Annotated in this window: 20 protein-coding genes and 1 pseudogene; 12 read left to right on the top strand and 9 right to left on the bottom strand. The window is 69.2% G+C overall.

Annotation, left to right across the window (positions count from 1 at the left end; translation table 11 throughout):
* Positions 1-29 precede the first annotated feature (29 nt).
* From ABZ345_RS35925 to ABZ345_RS35915, 3 genes are all read left to right on the top strand, one after another.
* Complete coding sequence (locus ABZ345_RS35925; protein WP_359858889.1) at positions 30-551, top strand: VanZ family protein; 522 nt, start codon at positions 30-32, stop codon at positions 549-551.
* Positions 552-599: 48 nt separating this feature from the next.
* Complete coding sequence (locus ABZ345_RS35920) at positions 600-1,061, top strand: hypothetical protein (RefSeq protein ID WP_359858888.1); 462 nt, start codon at positions 600-602, stop codon at positions 1,059-1,061.
* Positions 1,062-1,127: 66 nt separating this feature from the next.
* Positions 1,128-1,718 carry a MarC family protein gene (locus ABZ345_RS35915; protein WP_359858886.1) on the top strand — a complete coding sequence of 197 codons (591 nt, stop codon included), beginning with the start codon at positions 1,128-1,130 and terminating at the stop codon, positions 1,716-1,718.
* Here the strand turns inward: ABZ345_RS35915 and ABZ345_RS35910 are convergent.
* Positions 1,715-2,251 carry an SMI1/KNR4 family protein gene (locus tag ABZ345_RS35910; protein ID WP_359858884.1) on the bottom strand — a complete coding sequence of 179 codons (537 nt, stop codon included), beginning with the start codon at positions 2,249-2,251 and terminating at the stop codon, positions 1,715-1,717. The two genes, ABZ345_RS35915 and ABZ345_RS35910, sit on opposite strands and share 4 nt — an antisense overlap.
* Positions 2,252-2,344: 93 nt before the next feature.
* On the opposite strand from ABZ345_RS35910, the gene ABZ345_RS35905 reads away from it, so the two are divergent.
* Together ABZ345_RS35905 and ABZ345_RS35900 are read left to right on the top strand one after the other, a co-directional pair.
* Positions 2,345-2,671, top strand: coding sequence for a hypothetical protein (locus ABZ345_RS35905; protein ID WP_359858882.1), 327 nt, complete (start codon positions 2,345-2,347; stop codon positions 2,669-2,671).
* Positions 2,668-3,843: a C40 family peptidase gene (locus ABZ345_RS35900; protein WP_359858880.1), complete on the top strand. Its 1,176-nt coding sequence runs from the start codon at positions 2,668-2,670 to the stop codon at positions 3,841-3,843. Before ABZ345_RS35905 ends, ABZ345_RS35900 begins: the two co-directional genes overlap by 4 nt.
* Before the next feature lie 4 nt (positions 3,844-3,847).
* On the opposite strand, the gene ABZ345_RS35895 is transcribed toward ABZ345_RS35900, so the two are convergent.
* A complete protein-coding gene (locus tag ABZ345_RS35895; RefSeq protein WP_359858878.1) occupies positions 3,848-4,273 on the bottom strand; it encodes a tautomerase family protein in 426 nt (141 codons plus the stop codon).
* An 84-nt stretch (positions 4,274-4,357) separates the two neighbouring features.
* Between ABZ345_RS35895 and ABZ345_RS35890 the strand changes: the two genes are divergently transcribed.
* Positions 4,358-4,921 carry a TetR/AcrR family transcriptional regulator gene (locus ABZ345_RS35890; RefSeq protein WP_359858876.1) on the top strand — a complete coding sequence of 188 codons (564 nt, stop codon included), beginning with the start codon at positions 4,358-4,360 and terminating at the stop codon, positions 4,919-4,921.
* Here the strand turns inward: ABZ345_RS35890 and ABZ345_RS35885 are convergent.
* Complete coding sequence (locus tag ABZ345_RS35885; protein WP_359858874.1) at positions 4,902-5,228, bottom strand: YnfA family protein; 327 nt, start codon at positions 5,226-5,228, stop codon at positions 4,902-4,904. The genes ABZ345_RS35890 and ABZ345_RS35885 overlap by 20 nt on opposite strands.
* A 31-nt stretch (positions 5,229-5,259) precedes the next feature.
* On the opposite strand from ABZ345_RS35885, the gene ABZ345_RS35880 reads away from it, so the two are divergent.
* The 4 genes and pseudogenes from ABZ345_RS35880 to ABZ345_RS35865 form a co-directional block, all read left to right on the top strand.
* Positions 5,260-5,613, top strand: a complete 354-nt coding sequence (locus ABZ345_RS35880) for a hypothetical protein (RefSeq protein WP_359858872.1) — start codon at positions 5,260-5,262, stop codon at positions 5,611-5,613.
* Positions 5,610-6,047 (top strand): YbaB/EbfC family nucleoid-associated protein, encoded by a 438-nt coding sequence (locus ABZ345_RS35875; protein ID WP_359858870.1) that lies wholly within the window; start codon positions 5,610-5,612, stop codon positions 6,045-6,047. Before ABZ345_RS35880 ends, ABZ345_RS35875 begins: the two co-directional genes overlap by 4 nt.
* 54 nt (positions 6,048-6,101) lie before the next feature.
* Positions 6,102-7,319, top strand: coding sequence for a primosomal protein (locus ABZ345_RS35870; protein WP_359858868.1), 1,218 nt, complete (start codon positions 6,102-6,104; stop codon positions 7,317-7,319).
* A 171-nt stretch (positions 7,320-7,490) separates the two neighbouring features.
* A pseudogene (locus tag ABZ345_RS35865) lies at positions 7,491-7,628 on the top strand (dTDP-glucose 4,6-dehydratase); the annotation flags it as partial.
* Between the two features lie 232 nt (positions 7,629-7,860).
* Here ABZ345_RS35865 and ABZ345_RS35860 read toward each other — a convergent pair.
* The gene (locus tag ABZ345_RS35860; protein ID WP_359858866.1) at positions 7,861-8,949 is read right to left on the bottom strand and encodes an adenosine deaminase; all 1,089 of its coding nucleotides are present in this window, start codon (positions 8,947-8,949) and stop codon (positions 7,861-7,863) included.
* A gap of 358 nt (positions 8,950-9,307) precedes the next feature.
* On the opposite strand from ABZ345_RS35860, the gene ABZ345_RS35855 reads away from it, so the two are divergent.
* Together ABZ345_RS35855 and ABZ345_RS35850 are read left to right on the top strand one after the other, a co-directional pair.
* A complete protein-coding gene (locus ABZ345_RS35855; RefSeq protein ID WP_359858864.1) occupies positions 9,308-10,720 on the top strand; it encodes a hypothetical protein in 1,413 nt (470 codons plus the stop codon).
* 195 nt (positions 10,721-10,915) lie between these two features.
* A complete protein-coding gene (locus ABZ345_RS35850) occupies positions 10,916-12,349 on the top strand; it encodes a serine/threonine-protein kinase (RefSeq protein ID WP_359858862.1) in 1,434 nt (477 codons plus the stop codon).
* Here the strand turns inward: ABZ345_RS35850 and ABZ345_RS35845 are convergent.
* Genes ABZ345_RS35845 through ABZ345_RS35825 form a run of 5 tightly spaced genes read right to left on the bottom strand, consistent with a single transcriptional unit; the run spans position 12,346 to position 17,899 of the window.
* Positions 12,346-13,617, bottom strand: coding sequence for a thymidine phosphorylase (locus ABZ345_RS35845; protein ID WP_359858860.1), 1,272 nt, complete (start codon positions 13,615-13,617; stop codon positions 12,346-12,348). The two genes, ABZ345_RS35850 and ABZ345_RS35845, sit on opposite strands and share 4 nt — an antisense overlap.
* Positions 13,614-14,003 (bottom strand): cytidine deaminase, encoded by a 390-nt coding sequence (locus ABZ345_RS35840; RefSeq protein WP_359858858.1) that lies wholly within the window; start codon positions 14,001-14,003, stop codon positions 13,614-13,616. Before ABZ345_RS35840 ends, ABZ345_RS35845 begins: the two co-directional genes overlap by 4 nt.
* Complete coding sequence (locus ABZ345_RS35835; protein WP_359858942.1) at positions 13,996-15,237, bottom strand: ABC transporter permease; 1,242 nt, start codon at positions 15,235-15,237, stop codon at positions 13,996-13,998. The genes ABZ345_RS35840 and ABZ345_RS35835 overlap by 8 nt, the downstream gene beginning before the upstream one ends.
* An 8-nt stretch (positions 15,238-15,245) precedes the next feature.
* Entirely contained in the window at positions 15,246-16,319 is a 1,074-nt protein-coding gene (locus tag ABZ345_RS35830) for an ABC transporter permease (RefSeq protein ID WP_359858856.1), read from the bottom strand.
* Entirely contained in the window at positions 16,319-17,899 is a 1,581-nt protein-coding gene (locus tag ABZ345_RS35825; protein WP_359858854.1) for an ABC transporter ATP-binding protein, read from the bottom strand. The genes ABZ345_RS35830 and ABZ345_RS35825 overlap by 1 nt, the downstream gene beginning before the upstream one ends.
* Positions 17,900-17,921: the final 22 nt, after the last annotated feature.

Below are 17,921 nucleotides of genomic sequence, written 5' to 3'. Positions count from 1 at the left end.
GCCGAGGGCCATTTTCATAGCTTTGATTCATGACGAATTCACAGCTCGCGAGCATTCAGTGGGGCCTTTTCCTGTCGGTCGTCTTCCTGCTGCCGCAACTGTTCTTCCGTCAGCTGACTTTCCGCAGCGCGACCATCACGACGTACGCGAGCATGCTGTTCGCGGCGACGTTCCTGCCCGTGCAGACCGTGCCGCCGCGCCAGGCCGTGCAGCTGGTGCCGTTCCAGTGGATCGCCGACACGTTCCGCGACGGGCAGATCGCGTTCGACCAGATGACGTTGAACGTGCTGCTGTTCGTGCCGCTCGGCGCGATGCTGATGTTCTGGGGCAAGCGCACGGTCGGGCAGGCCGCGCTGATCGGGTACGGCGTCTCGCTGCTGATCGAAGGCTCACAGCTGATGTGGGCCAACCGGATCTTCGACGTCGACGACCTGATCACGAACACGACCGGCACCGCGCTGGGCTGGCTCGGCGCACTGGCCGCCGTGAAGGTCTACGCCCGCGCGAAGGCCGTCTCAGTGCCGCAGCGCGAGCTCGTCAGCGCACGCTGAGCTGCGGATTCCAGAAAACCTGCAAGACGCGTGTGGATCCTCGGCGCCATGCGAGCCAAGAGAACGATCGCCGTCACCGCCGCCCTTCTGGGCCTGACCGCGGTGATGGTGAGCCCCGCCTCCGCCGTCTCGGCGGGCAGCTGGAAGGCGTACGGCAACACGAACCCGATCACTTCCAGTCCCCACAACTGGGTCTGCGCGAGCAGCCAGGCGGTCACGACCAACGTGGTCGCGCAGGTCTGCACGATCAGGTCGTCCGGCGGAGGCTCGGCGCAGGGCGCGGTGATCGTGCGCAACAACCGGGCCGGCCTCTACTCCACGACGGCGACGGTCGACCTGTGGACCGAGGGCCGCGGGCAGATCGACATCTGGGAGTGCCCGTCGTCCGGCGTCGCCGCGAACTCGTGGTCGGTGTGCTTCGGCCGGAGCCAGTCCGTTCCTTCCACCGACCTCGCGAACTCCTTCGGCTCGGCCGGGAGCAAGTACCTCGGCGTGTCGGGACCCGCCTGACCCCACGTTCACCCGGCGGCGTGAGGTGACGCGCGCCGCCGGGCCCTCCGCCCGATCATGGCGGCCATGAAGTTCGTGGAGGTGTTCTCCATCCTCGTCGCCGTGGTCGGCCCGCCGAAGATCCTCCTGGCGTTCCTGATGGACACCGAGGGCGCCGACTCCCGGACGCGGTGGCGGGTGGCGTTCACCTCGACCGCGATCGCCCTGGGCGTCGGCCTGTTCGTGGTCGTGGCCGGACGGGTGCTGCTCTCGATCTTCCACCTCAGCGAAGGCTCGTTGTACCTGGCCAGCGGCGTGATCCTGTTCGTGCACGCGCTGGACCTCGTGCTCGGCCGCAAGCAGGAGCCGACGCACGACGAGACAGGCGGCACCCACGAACTGGCCACCGCCTACTACGCGAACCCGGTGGCGCTGGCGTACTTGTTCCTGCTCTCGGACACGAAGTCGATCGGGACGACGTTCGTGCTGGCGGGCGGGTTCGCCGCGGTGATCGCGCTCGACCTGGCCGCGATCGCGTTGCTCGGCATCGCGATGCGCTGGATGAAGATGACCTACGCCTGGGTGCTCTCGCGCGTGCTCGGCGTCCTGCTCGCGGCGCTGGGCGTGGACCAGATCGTCGAGGGCCTGATCTCGCTCGGCATCCTCGAGCGCGTCTAGCTGGTCCGCCAGCCCAGCTCGCCGACCGTGTTGACCTCGGGGAAGCAGTGGCCGACCGCGCCGCGGTTCTCCAGGGCCGTCGCGACCTGGTCGAACATCTCGATGATCGACGTCCACTCCGGCTTGACCATCTCGTTGCGCTCCTGGTCCCACTCGACCACGCAGCCGCGCAGCACGCCGGGCCTCAGATCGACCGCGAGCACGTCGCCCGTGCCGTCGAACGCGATCGGCAGCCACTCGGGGTGGAAACCTGTCGTCGGCGAACCGGCCTCGGAGGCGTCCGCGGGCTTGCTCGTGTGGGTCTCCCTGAGCACGAACGCGCGATCGGCGCCCAGCGGCGTGTAGAAGGGCGGCAGGATCTCGGCGTAGAGGCCCTCCTCGGTGCCGCCGTAGACGCTCCACCACATCTGGAGGTCGATCGGAACCCGAAGCTCCGGCAGCGCGTCGTACCTCGGACGCAGCACGGCACGGGTGGCTGGAGCGTGCTCCGCCAGCCATGCCAGGATCCGGTTCCAGTGCTCGATCACACCCACCGTTCCATGATCTTGGCGGAACGTCGGGCGAGGTACCGCTCATCGGGGCAGGATCAAGGCGAACAGGTCACTACTGGGGGAAGAAGCTTTCAGATGGCGGAACAGGGTCTCAAGGTCGACCTCGACGCCTTGACCGCGTACGCGTCCGCGGTGAGCGGTCTGGCGAGCGAGGTGGGCGCGGTCGGCACCAGCACGTTGAACGGCACCACGGCGCTGCCCGGCGACTGCTTCGGCAAGATCGGCAACGAGATCGGGCTCAACGCGGCGTTCCAGACGGCCGCGCAGGCGCAGATGGACGCGCTGAAGGCCGCGTCGACCGGGCTGGCCGGCCTCGGGACCGCCGTGTCGAAGGCCCGTGAGGCCTACATCGCCCAGGAGGAGGCGACCAAGGCGTCGCTGGAGAAGGCGGCGCGTGCATGAGCGTCGAGGGACTCCTGAGCGCGTTCATCGCGCCCATGAAGGAAGATCTGGCCAAGCTGGACGGTGACACGGGCGGTGCCACGCGTGCCGGTGACGCGTTCGGCCGGGCGCAGACCGCCATGACGGACGTGGGATCGCGGCACTCCTCGGCTTCCACGGCCGTGCTGAACACGTGGTCCGGGCAGAAGGCCAATGCCTTCACCGGTCGGGTGGCCACGTTCTCCTCGGCCGCGACCACGTTGTCCTCCAACGCTTCCGTGTTCAAGACCGTGGCTTCCACCGGTGTCTCCGCGGTGACCGGTGGGCGCAGCGCGATCCAGGGCTTGATCGACGAGTTCACCTCGAAGGCGACGCCGAAGCTCGCGGCCGCCGTGGCGGCGTCGCTGGTGGCCGGGCCCGGGGTGGTGCTGGCCGCGCTGGCCGACCTCGCCGGGATGGCTTCCGGCTACCAGGGCAAGACCTCCGCCGAGTTGCAGAAGGTCCGCGACCAGCTCACGCAGCTGGTGGGGCAGCTGAACGGGCTGCAGAAGCCCGACGCTGGCGCGCTCGAGAAGTTGGGCGAGCCGCTCGGCGGTGACGACGGGGCCACCTCGACCGCCGGAGCCACCGACACCAAGAAGCAGCAGGAGTCCGGGCCGAGCACCGGTTCCGGTTCCCACTCGGGTGGCGGCGGGGGCGGCGGCTCGGGTGGTGGAGGCGGCGGAGGCTCGGGCGGCGGTGGAGGTGGCGGCGGTTCCGGTCCTCGCCTGCCGGTCGCGATCCCGCCGCAGCCCGGCACCGGCGTCGGCGTGAACCTGCCCGACGGCAGCAGTGCCGAGGCGCCGAACGAGACCGCGGCCAAGGCCGTCCGCAACGCGTTGTCGGCACTCGGCACGCCCTACGTGTGGGGTGGCGCGAACCCGCCGCAGGGCACCGACTGCTCCGGCCTCACGCAGTGGGCCTACAAGAACGCGGGCTTCGACATCCCGCGTCCGGCCTCCTCGCAGGCGATGGGCGCGTCGGTGCCGCCGGGCGAGGTGCTGCCCGGCGACCTGGTCGTGTGGGAAGGCCACGTCGCGATGGTGATCGGCAACGGCCAGATGGTCGAGGCCGGTGACCCCGTGCAGGTCGGCAAGATCCGCACGACGAACAGCGGGATGTCGTTCTACGGCTTCTACCGCCCGACGGGCTGATCTCTCAGGACTTGGCGGCCTGGGCGGCGGCCTTCAGCTCGTCGAACTTGACGATCTGCCCACCGGCGCCCCAGGTCCCCTCCGGCTGCTCGTGGATGAGCACCCACACCCGCATGGCGTCCTGCTCGCTCAGCCCGGCGGCCTCGAGCACCAGCGCGGTCGCCTCCTGCACGAGGCCGGCCTTGCGCCGATCCGACAGCACACCGGTCGGCACCCGGACGTCCACCCGGAACCGCGGTGCGTCGTCCTCGCCGGTCGTCTGGGCTCCGGCGGGCAGCTCGTGCAGGTAGGTCCACGCCACCGAGCGGAAGAACTCGTTGTCCGGGGCGCCCTCCCACTTCAGCAGCAGCGTGGCGAGGTCGCGCTGCACGCTCTTGCGGCCCGCGTCGGTCAGCGATCCGGCAGGTGCGGTCAGTTCGATCATCGGCATGATGTGCTCCCGGTCTATGACGACTGTAATAACCCGAGGGCGCACGCTATCCTATGACGATCGTTATAGCCAATGAGGTGTGCCATGTCCCGAGAGCAGATCGTCGCCGGAGCCGCCGACATGATCCGGCGCCGCGGCCTCAACGCGACGAGCATCCGGGAGGTCGCCAAGCACGCGGGCACACCGCTCGGCTCGACGTACCACTACTTCCCCGGCGGCAAGAACCAGCTGGCCACGGAGGCCGTGCGGCTGTCCGCGGAGATCGTCACGAGGGTGCTCGACAAGAAGCTGCGCCAGGGACCGGCGGAGGGGGTCAGGGCCTTCTTCGGGCTGTGGCGCGAGGTCGTGGCGGGCACCGACTTCCAGGCGGGCTGTCCCGTCGTCGCCGTGGCGGTCGAGGAGGCGGCGCACCCGGAGGCGCTCGCGGCGTCCGCCGAGGCGTTCAGGGCGTGGTCGAGGCAGTTGGCCGAGTCGCTGGAGCAGCACGGCGTCGAAGCACGACGGGCCGCTCAGCTCGCCACACTGGTCGTCGGAGCCGCCGAGGGGGCCGTCGTCATGTGCCGGGCCCAGCGCAGCATCCAGCCGCTCGACGACGTGGCGGCCGAACTGACCGCGCTGCTCGAAAGCGTCATCTCGGCGCGTACATGATCACGGCCACCCCGGCCAGGCAGACCAGGGCGCCGATCACGTCGTAGCGGTCCGGGCGGAAGCCGTCGACGACCATGCCCCAGGCGAGCGAGCCGGCCACGAAGACGCCACCATAAGCCGCGAGGATCCGGCCGAAGTTCGCGTCGGGCTGCAACGTGGCGACGAAGCCGTAGATGCCCAGCGCGATCACGCCGCCGCCGATCCACAGCCAGCCGCGATGCTCGCGCACGCCCTGCCAGACGAGCCAGGCGCCGCCGATCTCCATGAGGGCGGCGAGCACGAACAGCAGGACCGAACGCAGGATCATGCGGCACACTGTCGCAGTAGGGGGTGATCAGGTGGACGACGACGTCGAGCGCGCCGCGAGCAAGGTGCGCGATGTCGAGCAGGCCGTGTCGCAGCACGTCGCGCGCAGTGGTCCCATCACGGGACGAGCGTCCTCACCGGACGGTGCCGTGACGGTCGTCGCCACGCCCGGTGGTCCCCCGCAGCAGATCGCGGTGAGTGCGGCGGCGCTGCGGATGGGCCCTCAGGGGCTGGCCGCCGAGATCATGCGGATCGCCGAGAAGGCGCAGCGCGACGCGTCGAGCAGGCTGCACCAGACGCTGGAGCGGGTCGTGGACCCGCGGGAGCTGACGGAGCTGGGCTTCGCGCGCGAGCAGGACGAGGACGAGCTCGGGTGGCGGCGGTGAACGAAGAGCGCATGCAGGCGACCGAACAGCTGCAGAGCGACCTCGCGCGGACCGCGGAGACGGTCGAGCACCCGAACGGGCTGTGCATGGTCACCGCGTCCGCGAAGGGCGAGATCAGGGCGTTGCACCTGCACCCGGCGTTGCTGCAGCAAGGCGCGAAAGCCGTCGGCGAGGTCGTCACGGAGACCGTGCGGCTCGCGACCAACGCGGCCGTGCAGACGAGCTTCAACAAGATGGCACTGGCGCTGGGCGACGGAATGGCGATCGACGTCGAGTCGATCGTGGGAGACTCCCCCTTCCGGTCGACGTGGAACCCCGTCGTGCCCCCGAAATCCGCAGCTCCCGAGGCAACTGGGGAGCGGCGGCCCAGGACGCCGTTCGTCGACGACCCCGACGAGGACGCGTTCTTCGAGAACCCCTTTGGGCGCCGGTGATCAGCACCGTTAGGCTCGCCCACGGCATCAGGCAGGCGTGACCGGGAGGTCAGGATGGCGCAGGACATCGTCCCCATCGAGCTGGGGCTGACGCAGGGTGACGTCGTCACGCTGTGGGCACCCCGCTGGCGCGAGAAGGGCGAGGAGTGGGAGGCGTTCCTCGGCGACGAGGAAGACCTGTTCGTCTTCCCCGACGCCGCGCATCTCGCCGCCTTCGTCCGCACCGCGGAGGAGCACGACCTCACCGATCACCCAGCGTGGCCGGTCGTGCCGTCGCTGGGCGTCGCGGACCTCTCGCCGGACGACAACCACCAGTTCGACCTCGTCGGCGTGCCTGAGCTGATCGCCGAGGACCCGGACACCTGGACGATCGGCGAGCTGGCCGACGTCATCGCGATCGTTCGCGCGCTCGCGGACGTCTGCGACCTGGAGAAGGTCCACGAGGTGCTCGACAGCGCCGAGGGCTTCTCCCTGCTGCCACAGGGCACGCTGCCGTTCAGCGGCCGTGACGGCGCGAAGCTGTGGGACGAGCTGTCCGAGGTCGTCTCCGAGAAGTGGGACGAGGTGCTCGACGCGATCGACAGCGTCGTGAGCACGCCGGACGTCCCGGAGAAGCAGCTCTCCGTCGCCCAGGAGGAGCTCGCCGCCCTCGAGGCCGAGACCGCCGCGGCCGCCGTCGACGCCGCCGGTTCGGACGACGAGGAGTCCGGCGAGGACGAGCCCGCTGGCTTCTGGACCGAGGTCGGCATCGACCCCGTCAAGATCATCACTTCGGCCGGCGAGTTCTACACGCTGCGCTGCTACCTCGACGAGGACCCGGTGTTCCTGGGCCGTCGCGGCAAGATCGAGGTCTTCACCTCGCAGCGCGGCCTGAGCCGGTTCGTGGCCGAGAACGACGACCACGACCTCGCCGACGTCGCGACGTGGAACGACGTCAAGGTCAAGGCCACCGCGGGTGAGCTCGACGTCGACGTGGACGACGACAACGTCTACGTGCTGACCGGCATCGCCGAGGACATGGAGGAGGGCCCCGACGCCCTCGACCCGCACCAGCTCGACCTCGCCGTCGAACTGTTCGAGGACGCGGCCGACTGGGCCGACGACGAGTCCGTGAAGGACGCGCTGGCCTCGTCCGAGTCGCTGGGCTGGCTGGTGTCGTTCGTCGTGTCGCCCGACCCGACGCGTCTCGCGCCGTCCGCTCCGTACGACGCCGAGGTGGCCAAGTTCCGCGAGCTGCAGGCCGCGTTCGAGGACCGGCTCAACTCCAACTGATCACACGAAAAAGGGCCACCCCGCGGGGTGGCCCTTTTTCGTTGGCGCTCAACGAACCCGGTAGCTCACCGCGGCGAACGGGAAGTTGCCTTGGTGCAGGCTGCCGAGGACGTAGTAGGTGTCGCCGGAGCGGCCGGGGCACGCCCATGTTGCTGGTACGCAGGCGGCCGCGAACTCGGATGGCGCCCGGAGATCGGCTTCGAGGCCGGTGTCCGGGACACCATCCGCTGGTACGCGGCCAACCGGGCGTGGTGGGAACCGTTGCAGCGGCTCAGCCCCATCGACGAGAGCGCTTGGGCCACGCGGTAGCACGGCGGCACCCGGACGCCGACTCCGAAACCGGTGTCCGGGACACCATCCGCTGGTACGCGGCCAACCGCGCTTGGCGGGAACCGTTGCAGCGGCTCAGCCCCATCGACGAGAGCGCTTGGGCCACGCGGTAGCACGGCGGCACCCGGACGCCAACCCCGAAACCGGCGTCCCGGACACCATCCGCTGGTACGCGACCAATCGCGCGTGGCGAGAGCCTCAGCGCAAGCGGCTACGCGGTGAGCGCCGCGTAGCCCGGCTTGACCAGCTCGTTGATGATCGCGAGCCGCTCGTCGAACCCGATGAACGCCGACTTCATGGCGTTGATCGTGAACCACTGCAGGTCGGCCCACCCGTAGCCGAACGTGTCGACCAGCGTGGCGAACTCGCTCGACAGGGTGCAGTCGCTCATCAGGCGGTTGTCGGTGTTGACGGTGACGCGGAACCGCAGCTTGGCGAGCAGGCCGATCGGGTGGTCGGCGATCGACTGAGCGGCGCCGGTCTGCAGGTTCGAGGTCGGGCACATCTCCAGCGGGATGCGGCGGTCGCGGACGTACGCGGCCAGGCGGCCCAGCTGGACGGTGCCGTCGCCGGAGACCTTGATGTCGTCGACGATCCGCACGCCGTGGCCGAGGCGTTCGGCACCGCAGTGCTGGATCGCCTCCCAGATGGACGGCAGGCCGAACGCCTCACCGGCGTGGATGGTGAAGTGCGCGTTCTGCTGGCGCAGGTACTCGAACGTGTCGAGGCCCCTGGTGGGAGGGAAGCCGGCCTCGGGGCCCGCGATGTCGAACCCGACGACGCCGAGGTCGCGGTAGCGGACGGCGAGCTCGGCGATGCGCAGCCAGCCCTCGTTCTGGCGCATGGCGCAGAGCAGGGTGCCGACGCGGATCTTGCGGCCGGTCTCGGCCACGCGGGCGGAACCGACGCGGAAGCCCTCCTGGACGGCTTCGACGATCTGCTCGAGCGAGAGGCCCTTCTCCACGAACAACTCAGGCGCGTAGCGGATCTCGGCGTAGACGACGCCGTCCGCCGCGAGATCTTCGACCGCCTCGGCGGCGACGCGGACGAGGGAGGCCTCGTCCTGCATGACTCCGCACGTGTGGGCAAAGCCTTCCAGGTATCGCACGAGCGAACCGGAGTTGGCGTTGTCGCGGAACCAGCCGCCCAGGACGCCCGCGTCTGTGGTGGGCAGGCCCTGGTAGCCGGAGGCATCGGCGAGTTCGATCACCGTCTGCGGGCGGAGGCCACCGTCGAGGTGGTCGTGCAGCAGCACCTTCGGCGCGCTGCGGATGGTCTCCAAGGAAAGCGGCGTGGACATTGCTACACGTTACTTCAGACGACACGCCGCTTCAGTGCTGGCCAAATTGATCTTGCTCCCGCTATGATCACTTGCTGGTTCACGGACGTTGCCGATCCGTGATCACAACTTTCTGCAACCACGCCGAGGCTTTAGTCACCCCAAGGTAGGAACATCACCGGTCGCAACTGGCCGCTTCCGGCCAGTAACTTGGCGTTCAGAGTAATCCGGTAGCCTGATCGGGCCAGTCGCCCGTCCGCACCCGGCCGTTTTCTGGCGGGGGTGGTACAGAGTCGTCACGTGACGCGGATAGGCTTCCGTGGTCTCCCCCTCCCCTGGACGAAGGCACTCAGCCGTGACAGAGAACAACAACTCCACGATGTCCTTCGATCGCATGCGCAACATGCTCACGCGCGCCGCCGAGATCCGTGAGAGCGAGCAGCAGCAGATCTTCGACGCGCTGGACGAGATCCACGCCCGAATGTCGCCTCTGGAGTCGCTGGGTTCGGTCCGCAAGCGCCTGTCGGAGCTGCCGGACCGCACCGAGGTCAGCGTTCTCGCGGAGCGGCTGGACGAAGCCCTCGCCAAGCTGGAGGCCCAGGACAACGCCGTCGCCGACATCGGTCGCGCGGTCGACGCCCTGGTGGACAAGCTCGCCAAGCCCTTCGCCCAGCTGGACGGCCGCCTCGACGGCGTCGCCGGCCGCTTCGAAGGTGTCGCGGGCCGCATGGACGGTCTCGAGGACAAGCTCTCGAGCATCCACAAGCGCATCGACGACCTCGACGGTCACCTGGACAAGCAGGACGGCAAGGTCGACGCGATCCCGGGCGCCGTGACCAACCCGCTGCGCGAGCGCATCGAGGCTCTCGAAGCCGCCCTGCGCGGCCGTCTCGACGAGGTCGACGAGGGCGTGCACGAGCACCTCGACGGCACGCGCGAGGCCCTGCAGAAGATCCTCGCCGACTCCTTCTCTGGCCTGCACGGCCGCGCCGACGAGTCCCGCGACTCGCTGGCCGCCACCCGCGCCGAGCTGATCTCCGCGATCTCCGACAGCCGCGGGGAGCTGGCCGGCGCGATCACGGACAGCCGCGAGAAGCTGATCACCGCCGCCACCGAGCGCCACGACCAGCTGTCCGGCGCACTGGCCGAGACCCGCACCGAGCTGTCCGGCGCCGTGGCGGAGACCCGCGGTCAGCTGGCCGGCACGGTCGCCGAGACCCGCGACGCACTGGCGTCCTCGCTGGCCGAGACCCGCGCCGAGCTGACGTCCGCGGTCGCCGACACCCGCGAGACCGTCAACGGCAAGCTGGACGAGGCCCGCACAGCCCTGTACGCGGCCATCGAGCAGTCCCGCGACCAGGTCGACGCGGCCGACCGCCTGGAGGCCCTCGCCGGCCGCCTGGAGCAGGTCACCTCGAAGCTCGACACGATGACCGACCGCCTGGACAAGGTCGAGGACGGCTTCGCGGCCCGCATCACCGAGCTCGGCGGCTCGGTCGAGACGAGCCTGTCCAAGGTCGCCGAGACCGTCGGCGCCCGCCCGGACGCCGACTCGCTGCAGTCCCTGGTCCGCAAGTCGAACCAGGAGTCCGAACTGCGCATCGGCGGCCAGCTGGACGAGGCCATGGCCACCTTCGCCGAGCTCATCCTCGGCGGCGGCTCCCCGACCCCGCCCCCGCCGCCCACCGCGCTGCCCCGCCCGCAGCGCCGCACCCGCAAGAACGGTGGCCCGAAGCCGGCCAACGGCGGCAAGGACATGGACGACGACGACCTGGCGGCCGAGGGCGCCTGACCGTCCCGCACCACCTGTGAACGGCCCCGGAGCTTCCGAGCTCCGGGGCCGTTTCGCGTCCGCGGCCACGTCTGCCCTGTGCTCCAGCCCACACGCTCGAACCACCTCAGCCCGCCACACGTGACCATGGCGAGAGCGCTCACACACCCGTGGCTATGCTCGCGGAAATCTGGGGGCGTCCAGAAGGGATAGTTCGTGCACCAGCGAGTCATCGCCAACCGCTACGCACTACTCGCCGAGCTGGGCCGCGGCGCGATGGGTGTCGTGTGGCGCGCCCAGGACCAGCTGCTGGGCCGGGCCGTGGCACTCAAAGAGCTGCACCCTCCGAACGGCATCTCCCCGCAGGAACGCACCGTCCTCGAGGAGCGCATGCTCCGTGAGGCGCGCACCGCGGGCAGGCTGAACCACCCGGCGGTGGTGACGGTGTACGACGTCGTGCGGGAGAACGACCGCACCTTCCTCGCGATGGAACTGGTGGACGCGGCCGACCTGGCGACCATCGTCCAACGGCACGGGCCACGCGACTCGACCTGGATGGCCGGCATCGCGCTGCAGACGCTCAACGCTCTCGAGGCGGCGCACGCTGCGGGCATCGTGCACCGGGACGTCAAGCCCAGCAACATCATGGTGCGGCCCGACGGCGCGGTGAAGCTCACGGACTTCGGCATCGCTCAAGCCGTCGACGACCCCAGACTCACCACAAACGGCGGGATCGTCGGCTCGCCCGCGTACATGTCGCCGGACCGGCTCAGCGGCTGGGAGGCCTCGCCCGCGTCGGACCTGTGGGCGCTCGGGGTCACCATCGCCCACGCGGTGGAGGGCATCAGCCCGTTCGAGCGGACCTCCACGGCGTCCACGTTGCACGCGATCATGAACGAACCGCCTGTGCTGCACCGGGCCTCGCCGGCACTCGCACAGGTGATTCGCGGGCTGCTCACGGTCGACCCGGCGCGCAGGATGACCGCACCCCAGGCGAAAGCCGCGCTCACCGCGATCGTGCAGGGACGAGCAACGGTTCCGGTGCAGCACAATAAGAACACGGGCATCAAGATCGCCGCGGCAGTGCTCGGTGTCGCCGTCCTGGCAGGTGCCGCGTTCGCCGGGTACCAGGCCTTCAAGCCGAAGAACACGACCACCAGCAACAGCGCACCCACCACCGAGCAGAACTCCGACGAGTGGACCGAGGCATCGCAGCTGCCGGTCGGGGCCCCGTTGCCGTCGCGGCGGATCGCCACGTTCGGGCGCAGTGGGGACGTGCCGGGCTGGAACCTCACCGGCACGGAGTGCGCGAAGGACTTCCTGACGCAGGGATCGCCGGTGCCCGCGAGCGTGCCGTGCGACAAGCCGCACGGAATTCAGCAGTTCTCCGCCGCCACGCCCTTGTGGGACAAGCCGAAGGACACCGCCTACCCCGGCACGAAGTGGCTAGCCGACTTCGCCACCAAGTACTGCACCGAGCAGTTCAAGGCCTTGCCGCAGACGAACCAGGCCCTCGGCTTCACCGGACTCGTCCCGACGGAGCAGGAGTGGAAGGCGTACAACGACCCCACCACCCCTGGCCGTCAGGAGGTGCTGTGCGTGGTGTGGAAGCAGGACCGCGCACCGCTGGCCGGAACGCTCGTCGGTTAACCGCGGATGGTGTCGATCACCAGCGAACCGGTGGACACCTCGCCGCCGATGGTGAAGGCACCGTCCAACGTGGACAAAGCAGCGGGGACGGCGTCCGGAGTGTCGGTGTAGAGCTCCAGCAACGGCTGGCCCTCCGCAACGACATCACCGGGCTTGGCCAGGCAGAGCACACCGGCTCCGGCCTGCACCGGGTCCTCCTTGCGCGCCCGCCCCGCACCGAGGCGCCACGCGGCCACACCGACCGCGTAAGCGTCCAAACTGGACAGCACACCCGACGCGGGTGCCTCGACGACGTGGCGATGTGAGGCGACCGGCAACGGAGCCTCGGGATCGCCGCCCTGGGCCCGGATCATCCGCGCCCACGTCTCGTAAGCCTCACCCGAAGCCAGAACGGCGGCCGGATCAGCGGAGATCCCCGCCAGCGACAGCATCTCCGCGGCCAGAGCCACGGTCAGCTCGACGACGTCAGCAGGTCCGCCACCGCGCAACACCTCGACGGACTCGGCCACCTCGACCGCATTGCCGACCGCGCGGCCCAGAGGCACCGACATGTCCGTCAGCAGCGCCGAAATCCGAACCCCGTGCTCGACACCGATCGCCACCAGGGCCTCGGCCAGAGCACGAGCGGAAGCCAGGTCCTTCATGAAGGCCCCGGAGCCGACCTTCACGTCCAGAACGAGCGACTCGGCGCCTTCCGCGATCTTCTTCGACATGATCGAGGACGCGATCAGCGGAATCGCCTCGACGGTACCGGTGACGTCGCGCAACGCGTAGAGCTTGCGGTCAGCCGGAGCAAGTCCTTCGGTGGCAGCACAAATGACGGCACCAACGGAAGACAGCTGCGAAAGAATCTCCGAAGTGGACAGTGCCGCACGCCAGCCCGGGATCGACTCCAGCTTGTCCAGGGTTCCGCCGGTGTGGCCCAGTCCGCGTCCAGACAACTGCGGAACAGCGGCACCACAGGCCGCGACCAGGGGCGCCAGCGGCAGCGTGATCTTGTCGCCGACGCCACCGGTCGAGTGCTTGTCCACGGTCGGGCGTGAGACGTGCAACGACAACCGCTCACCCGACGAGATCATCGCCTGCGTCCAGCGCGCGGTCTCCGCGGCGGTCATGCCGTTGAAGAAGATCGCCATCGCCAGCGCGGACATCTGCTCGTCCGCGACGGCACCGTGCGTGTAGGCGTCGATCACCCAGTCGATCTGCGCATCCGAGAGAACAGCGCCATCGCGCTTGGCGCGAATGACGTCCACAGCCGAGAAACTCATGGCAGATCCTCCGGTCCGAACGCGTCGAGCAGCACCTCGGTCATCGGCAACGGGCCGCGCGCGGTGTCGACCAGGCACGCACGCCCGCCGAACTCGTAGATCACCTGGCGGCACCGCCCGCACGGCATCAGCAGCTCACCGGAGCCGCTGCGGCAGGCGACGGCGACCAGGCGGCCACCACCTGTCAGCCGCAGTTGGCCGACCATGGTGCACTCCGCGCAGAGCCCAAGACCATAAGAGGCGTTCTCGACGTTGCACCCGGTCACGATGCGGCCGTCGTCGCACAACGCCGCCGCACCGACCTGAAGCCCCGAGTACGGGCAGTGGGCGAACGACGCCGCTTCCACCGCCCGTGCCCGGAGCAGGTCCCAGTCGATCTCAGCCACGGCGGTAGACCACACCGTCGGCGGCCGGCATCCGCAACCGCTGCGACGCCACGGCCAGCACGGCCAGCGTCACCATGTGCGGGGCGTAGGACACGAACTCGCCGGGGATCTCGTCGAGGCTGATGTACAGCAGGTACAGCAGCACGGCCACCACGATCGCGGCCGCCGCAGAGAACCACTTCTGGCGGATGAGCTGCCACACCACGATCACGCCGAGAAGCAGCACCACGCCGTAGACCAGCGCCAGCACCGTTTCGCCGCCCGAACGCAGCTGCAGGCCGTCGGCGTAACCGAACAGTGCCGCGCCACCCAGAAGGCCGCCCGGACGCCAGTTGCCGAAGATCATGGCGGCGAGGCCGATGAAGCCGCGACCGCCCGTCTGACCCTCCAGATAGGACAGCTGGCCGGGGTTCAGCACCAGAGCCGCGCCGCCCAGACCGGCGAGACCACCGGAGACGATCACGGCCACGTACTTGTGGAAGTACACCTTCACGCCCAGCGAGTCCGCGGCGTGCGGGTTCTCGCCGACCGAGCGCAGACGCAGGCCGAAGCGGGTGCGCCACAACAGGTAGTACGACAGCGGCACGAGCAGGATCGTCAGCATCGTCAGCGGCGAGACACCGGTGACGAGGCCGCGCAGGATGCCCGCGACGTCCGAGATGATCAAGCGCTGACCGGACTCCAGCTCACCGAGCCAGTCCGCGAAGCCCGCCGCCGAGTACGTGTCGAACGGCTGGATCGGCGGCGACTGGCGCGGGTTGTGCGAGATCGGGAAGAACACCAGCGTCGACAGGTACTTCGTCAGACCGGCGCCGAGCAGGTTGATCGCCACACCGGAGACGATGTGGTTGACGCCGAACGACACGGTGGCGATCGCGTGCAGCAGACCACCCAACGCGCCGAACACGACCGCGGAGACCAGGGCCGCCCAGGGACCCCACTGGTAGCCGGCCCACGCCGCGCCCCAGGTGCCCATGATCATCATGCCTTCGAGGCCGATGTTGACCACACCGGCGCGTTCCGACCACAGACCACCGAGGCCGGCGAGCAGGATCGGCAGCGCCAGGCGAACCGCGGTCTGGGTCGTGCCGGAAGACGTCAGCTGCAGGAAACCGGTCTGGTACGAGGTGACCGACAACAGCACGATCGCGCCCGCGACACCGAGCATGCCGACGGCCCAGCCGGGGATCTTGCGCTTGCGAGGCGCCGCCGGGACGTGCGGCTTCTCCTCCATCGTCGTGATCACGCGGCACCTCCGACAGTTCCGAGCTCACGGCCGACGCGACGCTGTTCGGAGGCGAGCTCGACGCGGCGCACCACCTCGTACGCGACGACGACCGACAGGACGATCGAGCCCTGCATGATGGTGACGATCTCCCTTGGCACACCGACGTTGTCGAGCGCGAGACCCGACTTGTCGAGGAACGCCCACAGCAGCGCGCCGAACGCGATGCCACCGGGGTGGTTGCGGCCGAGCAGCGCGATCGCGATGCCGGAGAAGCCGATGCCCGCGGTGAAGTTGAGGCTGAACGTGTGGTCGCGGCCGAGCATCTCCGGCAGTCCGATCAGACCCGCGATGGCACCGGAGAGCAGCATCGACACCAGCACCATCTTCTTGGCGTTCACGCCACCGGCCGACGCGGCGGTCGAGGACTCGCCGGACGCCCGCAGCTCGAAGCCGAACCTGGTGCGGTTCATCATGATCCAGTAGCCGACGCCCAGCGCGATGGCCACGAACAGGAAGCCGAACATCGTGCCGCCGCCACCGAACGAGATGCCGGGCATCCAGCCGCTCGACGGGATCTCGGGCGTGCGGATGTTGTTGCCCCGCAGCTCACCGAAGACGTCGCGGCGGATCAGGTAGGCGGAGAAGCCGATCGCCAGGCCGTTCATCATGATCGTCGAGATGACCTCGTTGACACCGCGGGTCACCTTGAGGATCGCGGGAATCGCGGCCCAGGCAGCACCCGCCAAAGCGCCGACGATGATGATCACCAGCGTGTGGATGCCCGGCGGCAACGCGATCGAGCCACCGACCACCGCCGCGACGACGGCCGCGACGCGGTACTGGCCCTCGACACCGATGTTGAACAGGTTCATCTGGAACCCGATCGCCACCGCAAGAGCCGCGATGTAGTAGATGCCCGTCGAGTTGATGATGTCGACGAGCGTCGTGCCCTTGCCGACCTGCGTCACCATCGCACCGAACGCGCTGAGCGGGTTCGCGCCGGAGATGATGAGCGCGACACCGCACAACAGCAGTGAGAAGACGATCGCCAACGCGGGCGGCAGGAGTTTGCCGCGCAGGTGCCCCATCAGTTCTCGCCTTCCTCAACGACAGCGGTCTCCTGGACCGCTGCGCTCGTACTGCCCGCACCCGTCATCGCGCTGCCGAGGTCCTCGGGCGTGACGGTGTTCGGGTCGGCGTCGGCCACCAGGCGGCCGCGCAGCATGACCTTGATCGTGTCCGACAGGCCGATCAGCTCGTCCAGGTCGGCGGAGATCAGCAGCACGGCGAGACCGGCGGCACGCGCGCGCTTGATCTCGTCCCAGATCAACGCCTGCGCGCCGACGTCGACACCGCGGGTCGGGTGCGACGCGATGAGCAGCACCGGGTCGCCGGACAGTTCGCGGCCCACGACGAGCTTCTGCTGGTTACCACCGGAAAGCGCGGCCGCCGGCACGTCGATGCCGGGCGTGCGGACGTCGAACTCCGACACGATCCGCTCGGTGTCCTGCTTGGCGCCGTCGGTGTCGAGCCAGATGCCCTTCGCCGTCGGCTTGCGGGTCTGGTAGCCGAGGATCCGGTTGTACCAAAGAGGTTGCGTGAGCAGCAGGCCGTGGCGGTGACGGTCCTCCGGGATGTACCCGATGCCCGCCTCGCGCCGGCCGAGCGTGCCCAGCTTCGTGAGGTCCTTGTCCTGCAACGTGATCGTGCCGCTGCCGGCCTTGCGCATGCCCATGATCGTCTCGACGAGCTCGGTCTGGCCGTTGCCCTCGACACCGGCGATGCCGACGACCTCGCCGGAACGGACCACCAGGTCGACGTCGTCGAGGATCGACCGCGAGCCGTCGGGGGTGAGCAGCTTCAGGCCCCTGACGTCCAGCACGACCGTGTCGGTGACGGTGGACTCGCGGGTCTCCGGGCTGGGGAGCTCGCTGCCGACCATCATCTCGGCGAGCTGACGCGACGACACGGTCTTCGGGTCCGCGCTGCCCACGGTCGTGCCGCGGCGGATCACCGTGACCGAGTCCGCGATCGCGCGGACCTCGTCGAGCTTGTGCGAGATGAACAGGAACGTGTAGCCCTGCTCCTGCATGCCGCGGACGGTGTCGAAGAGCTCGTTGACCTCCTGCGGCACGAGCACGGCGGTCGGCTCGTCCAGGATGATCACCTTGGCGCCGCGGTAGAGCACCTTGAGGATCTCGACGCGCTGGCGGTCCGCGACACCGAGCTGCTCGACCAGCACGCCGGGGTCGACGTTGAGCCCGGTCCTGCCGGAGAGCTCGATGATGCGCCTGCGGGCCTTCTGGCCGATGCCGTGCAACGCCTCCGCGCCCAGGACGACGTTCTCCTGGACGGTCAGGTTGTCGGCGAGCATGAAGTGCTGGTGCACCATGCCGATACCGGCCTTGATGGCGTCCGCGGGGGTGCGGAACCGCACCTGCTCGCCGCCCACCTCGATGGTGCCCTCGTCCGGCGCCTGCATGCCGTAGAGGATCTTCATCAGGGTGGACTTGCCCGCACCGTTCTCACCGCACAGGGCATGTACCTCGCCACGGCGGACGGTCAGGTGGACGTCGCTGTTGGCGACCACACCGGGGAATCGCTTGGTGATGCCGGTGAGCACCACCGCGGGGGGATCGTCCGTCCGTACGGACGTGGAACTGCTCATCGTCGAGTGCTCCTCCTACCAC

Source organism: Lentzea sp. NPDC005914 (assembly GCF_040629405.1).
Lineage (GTDB): Bacteria > Actinomycetota > Actinomycetes > Mycobacteriales > Pseudonocardiaceae > Lentzea.
Note: the sequence above shows the minus strand (reverse complement) of the source record. Positions and strands in the feature narration are given on the sequence as shown.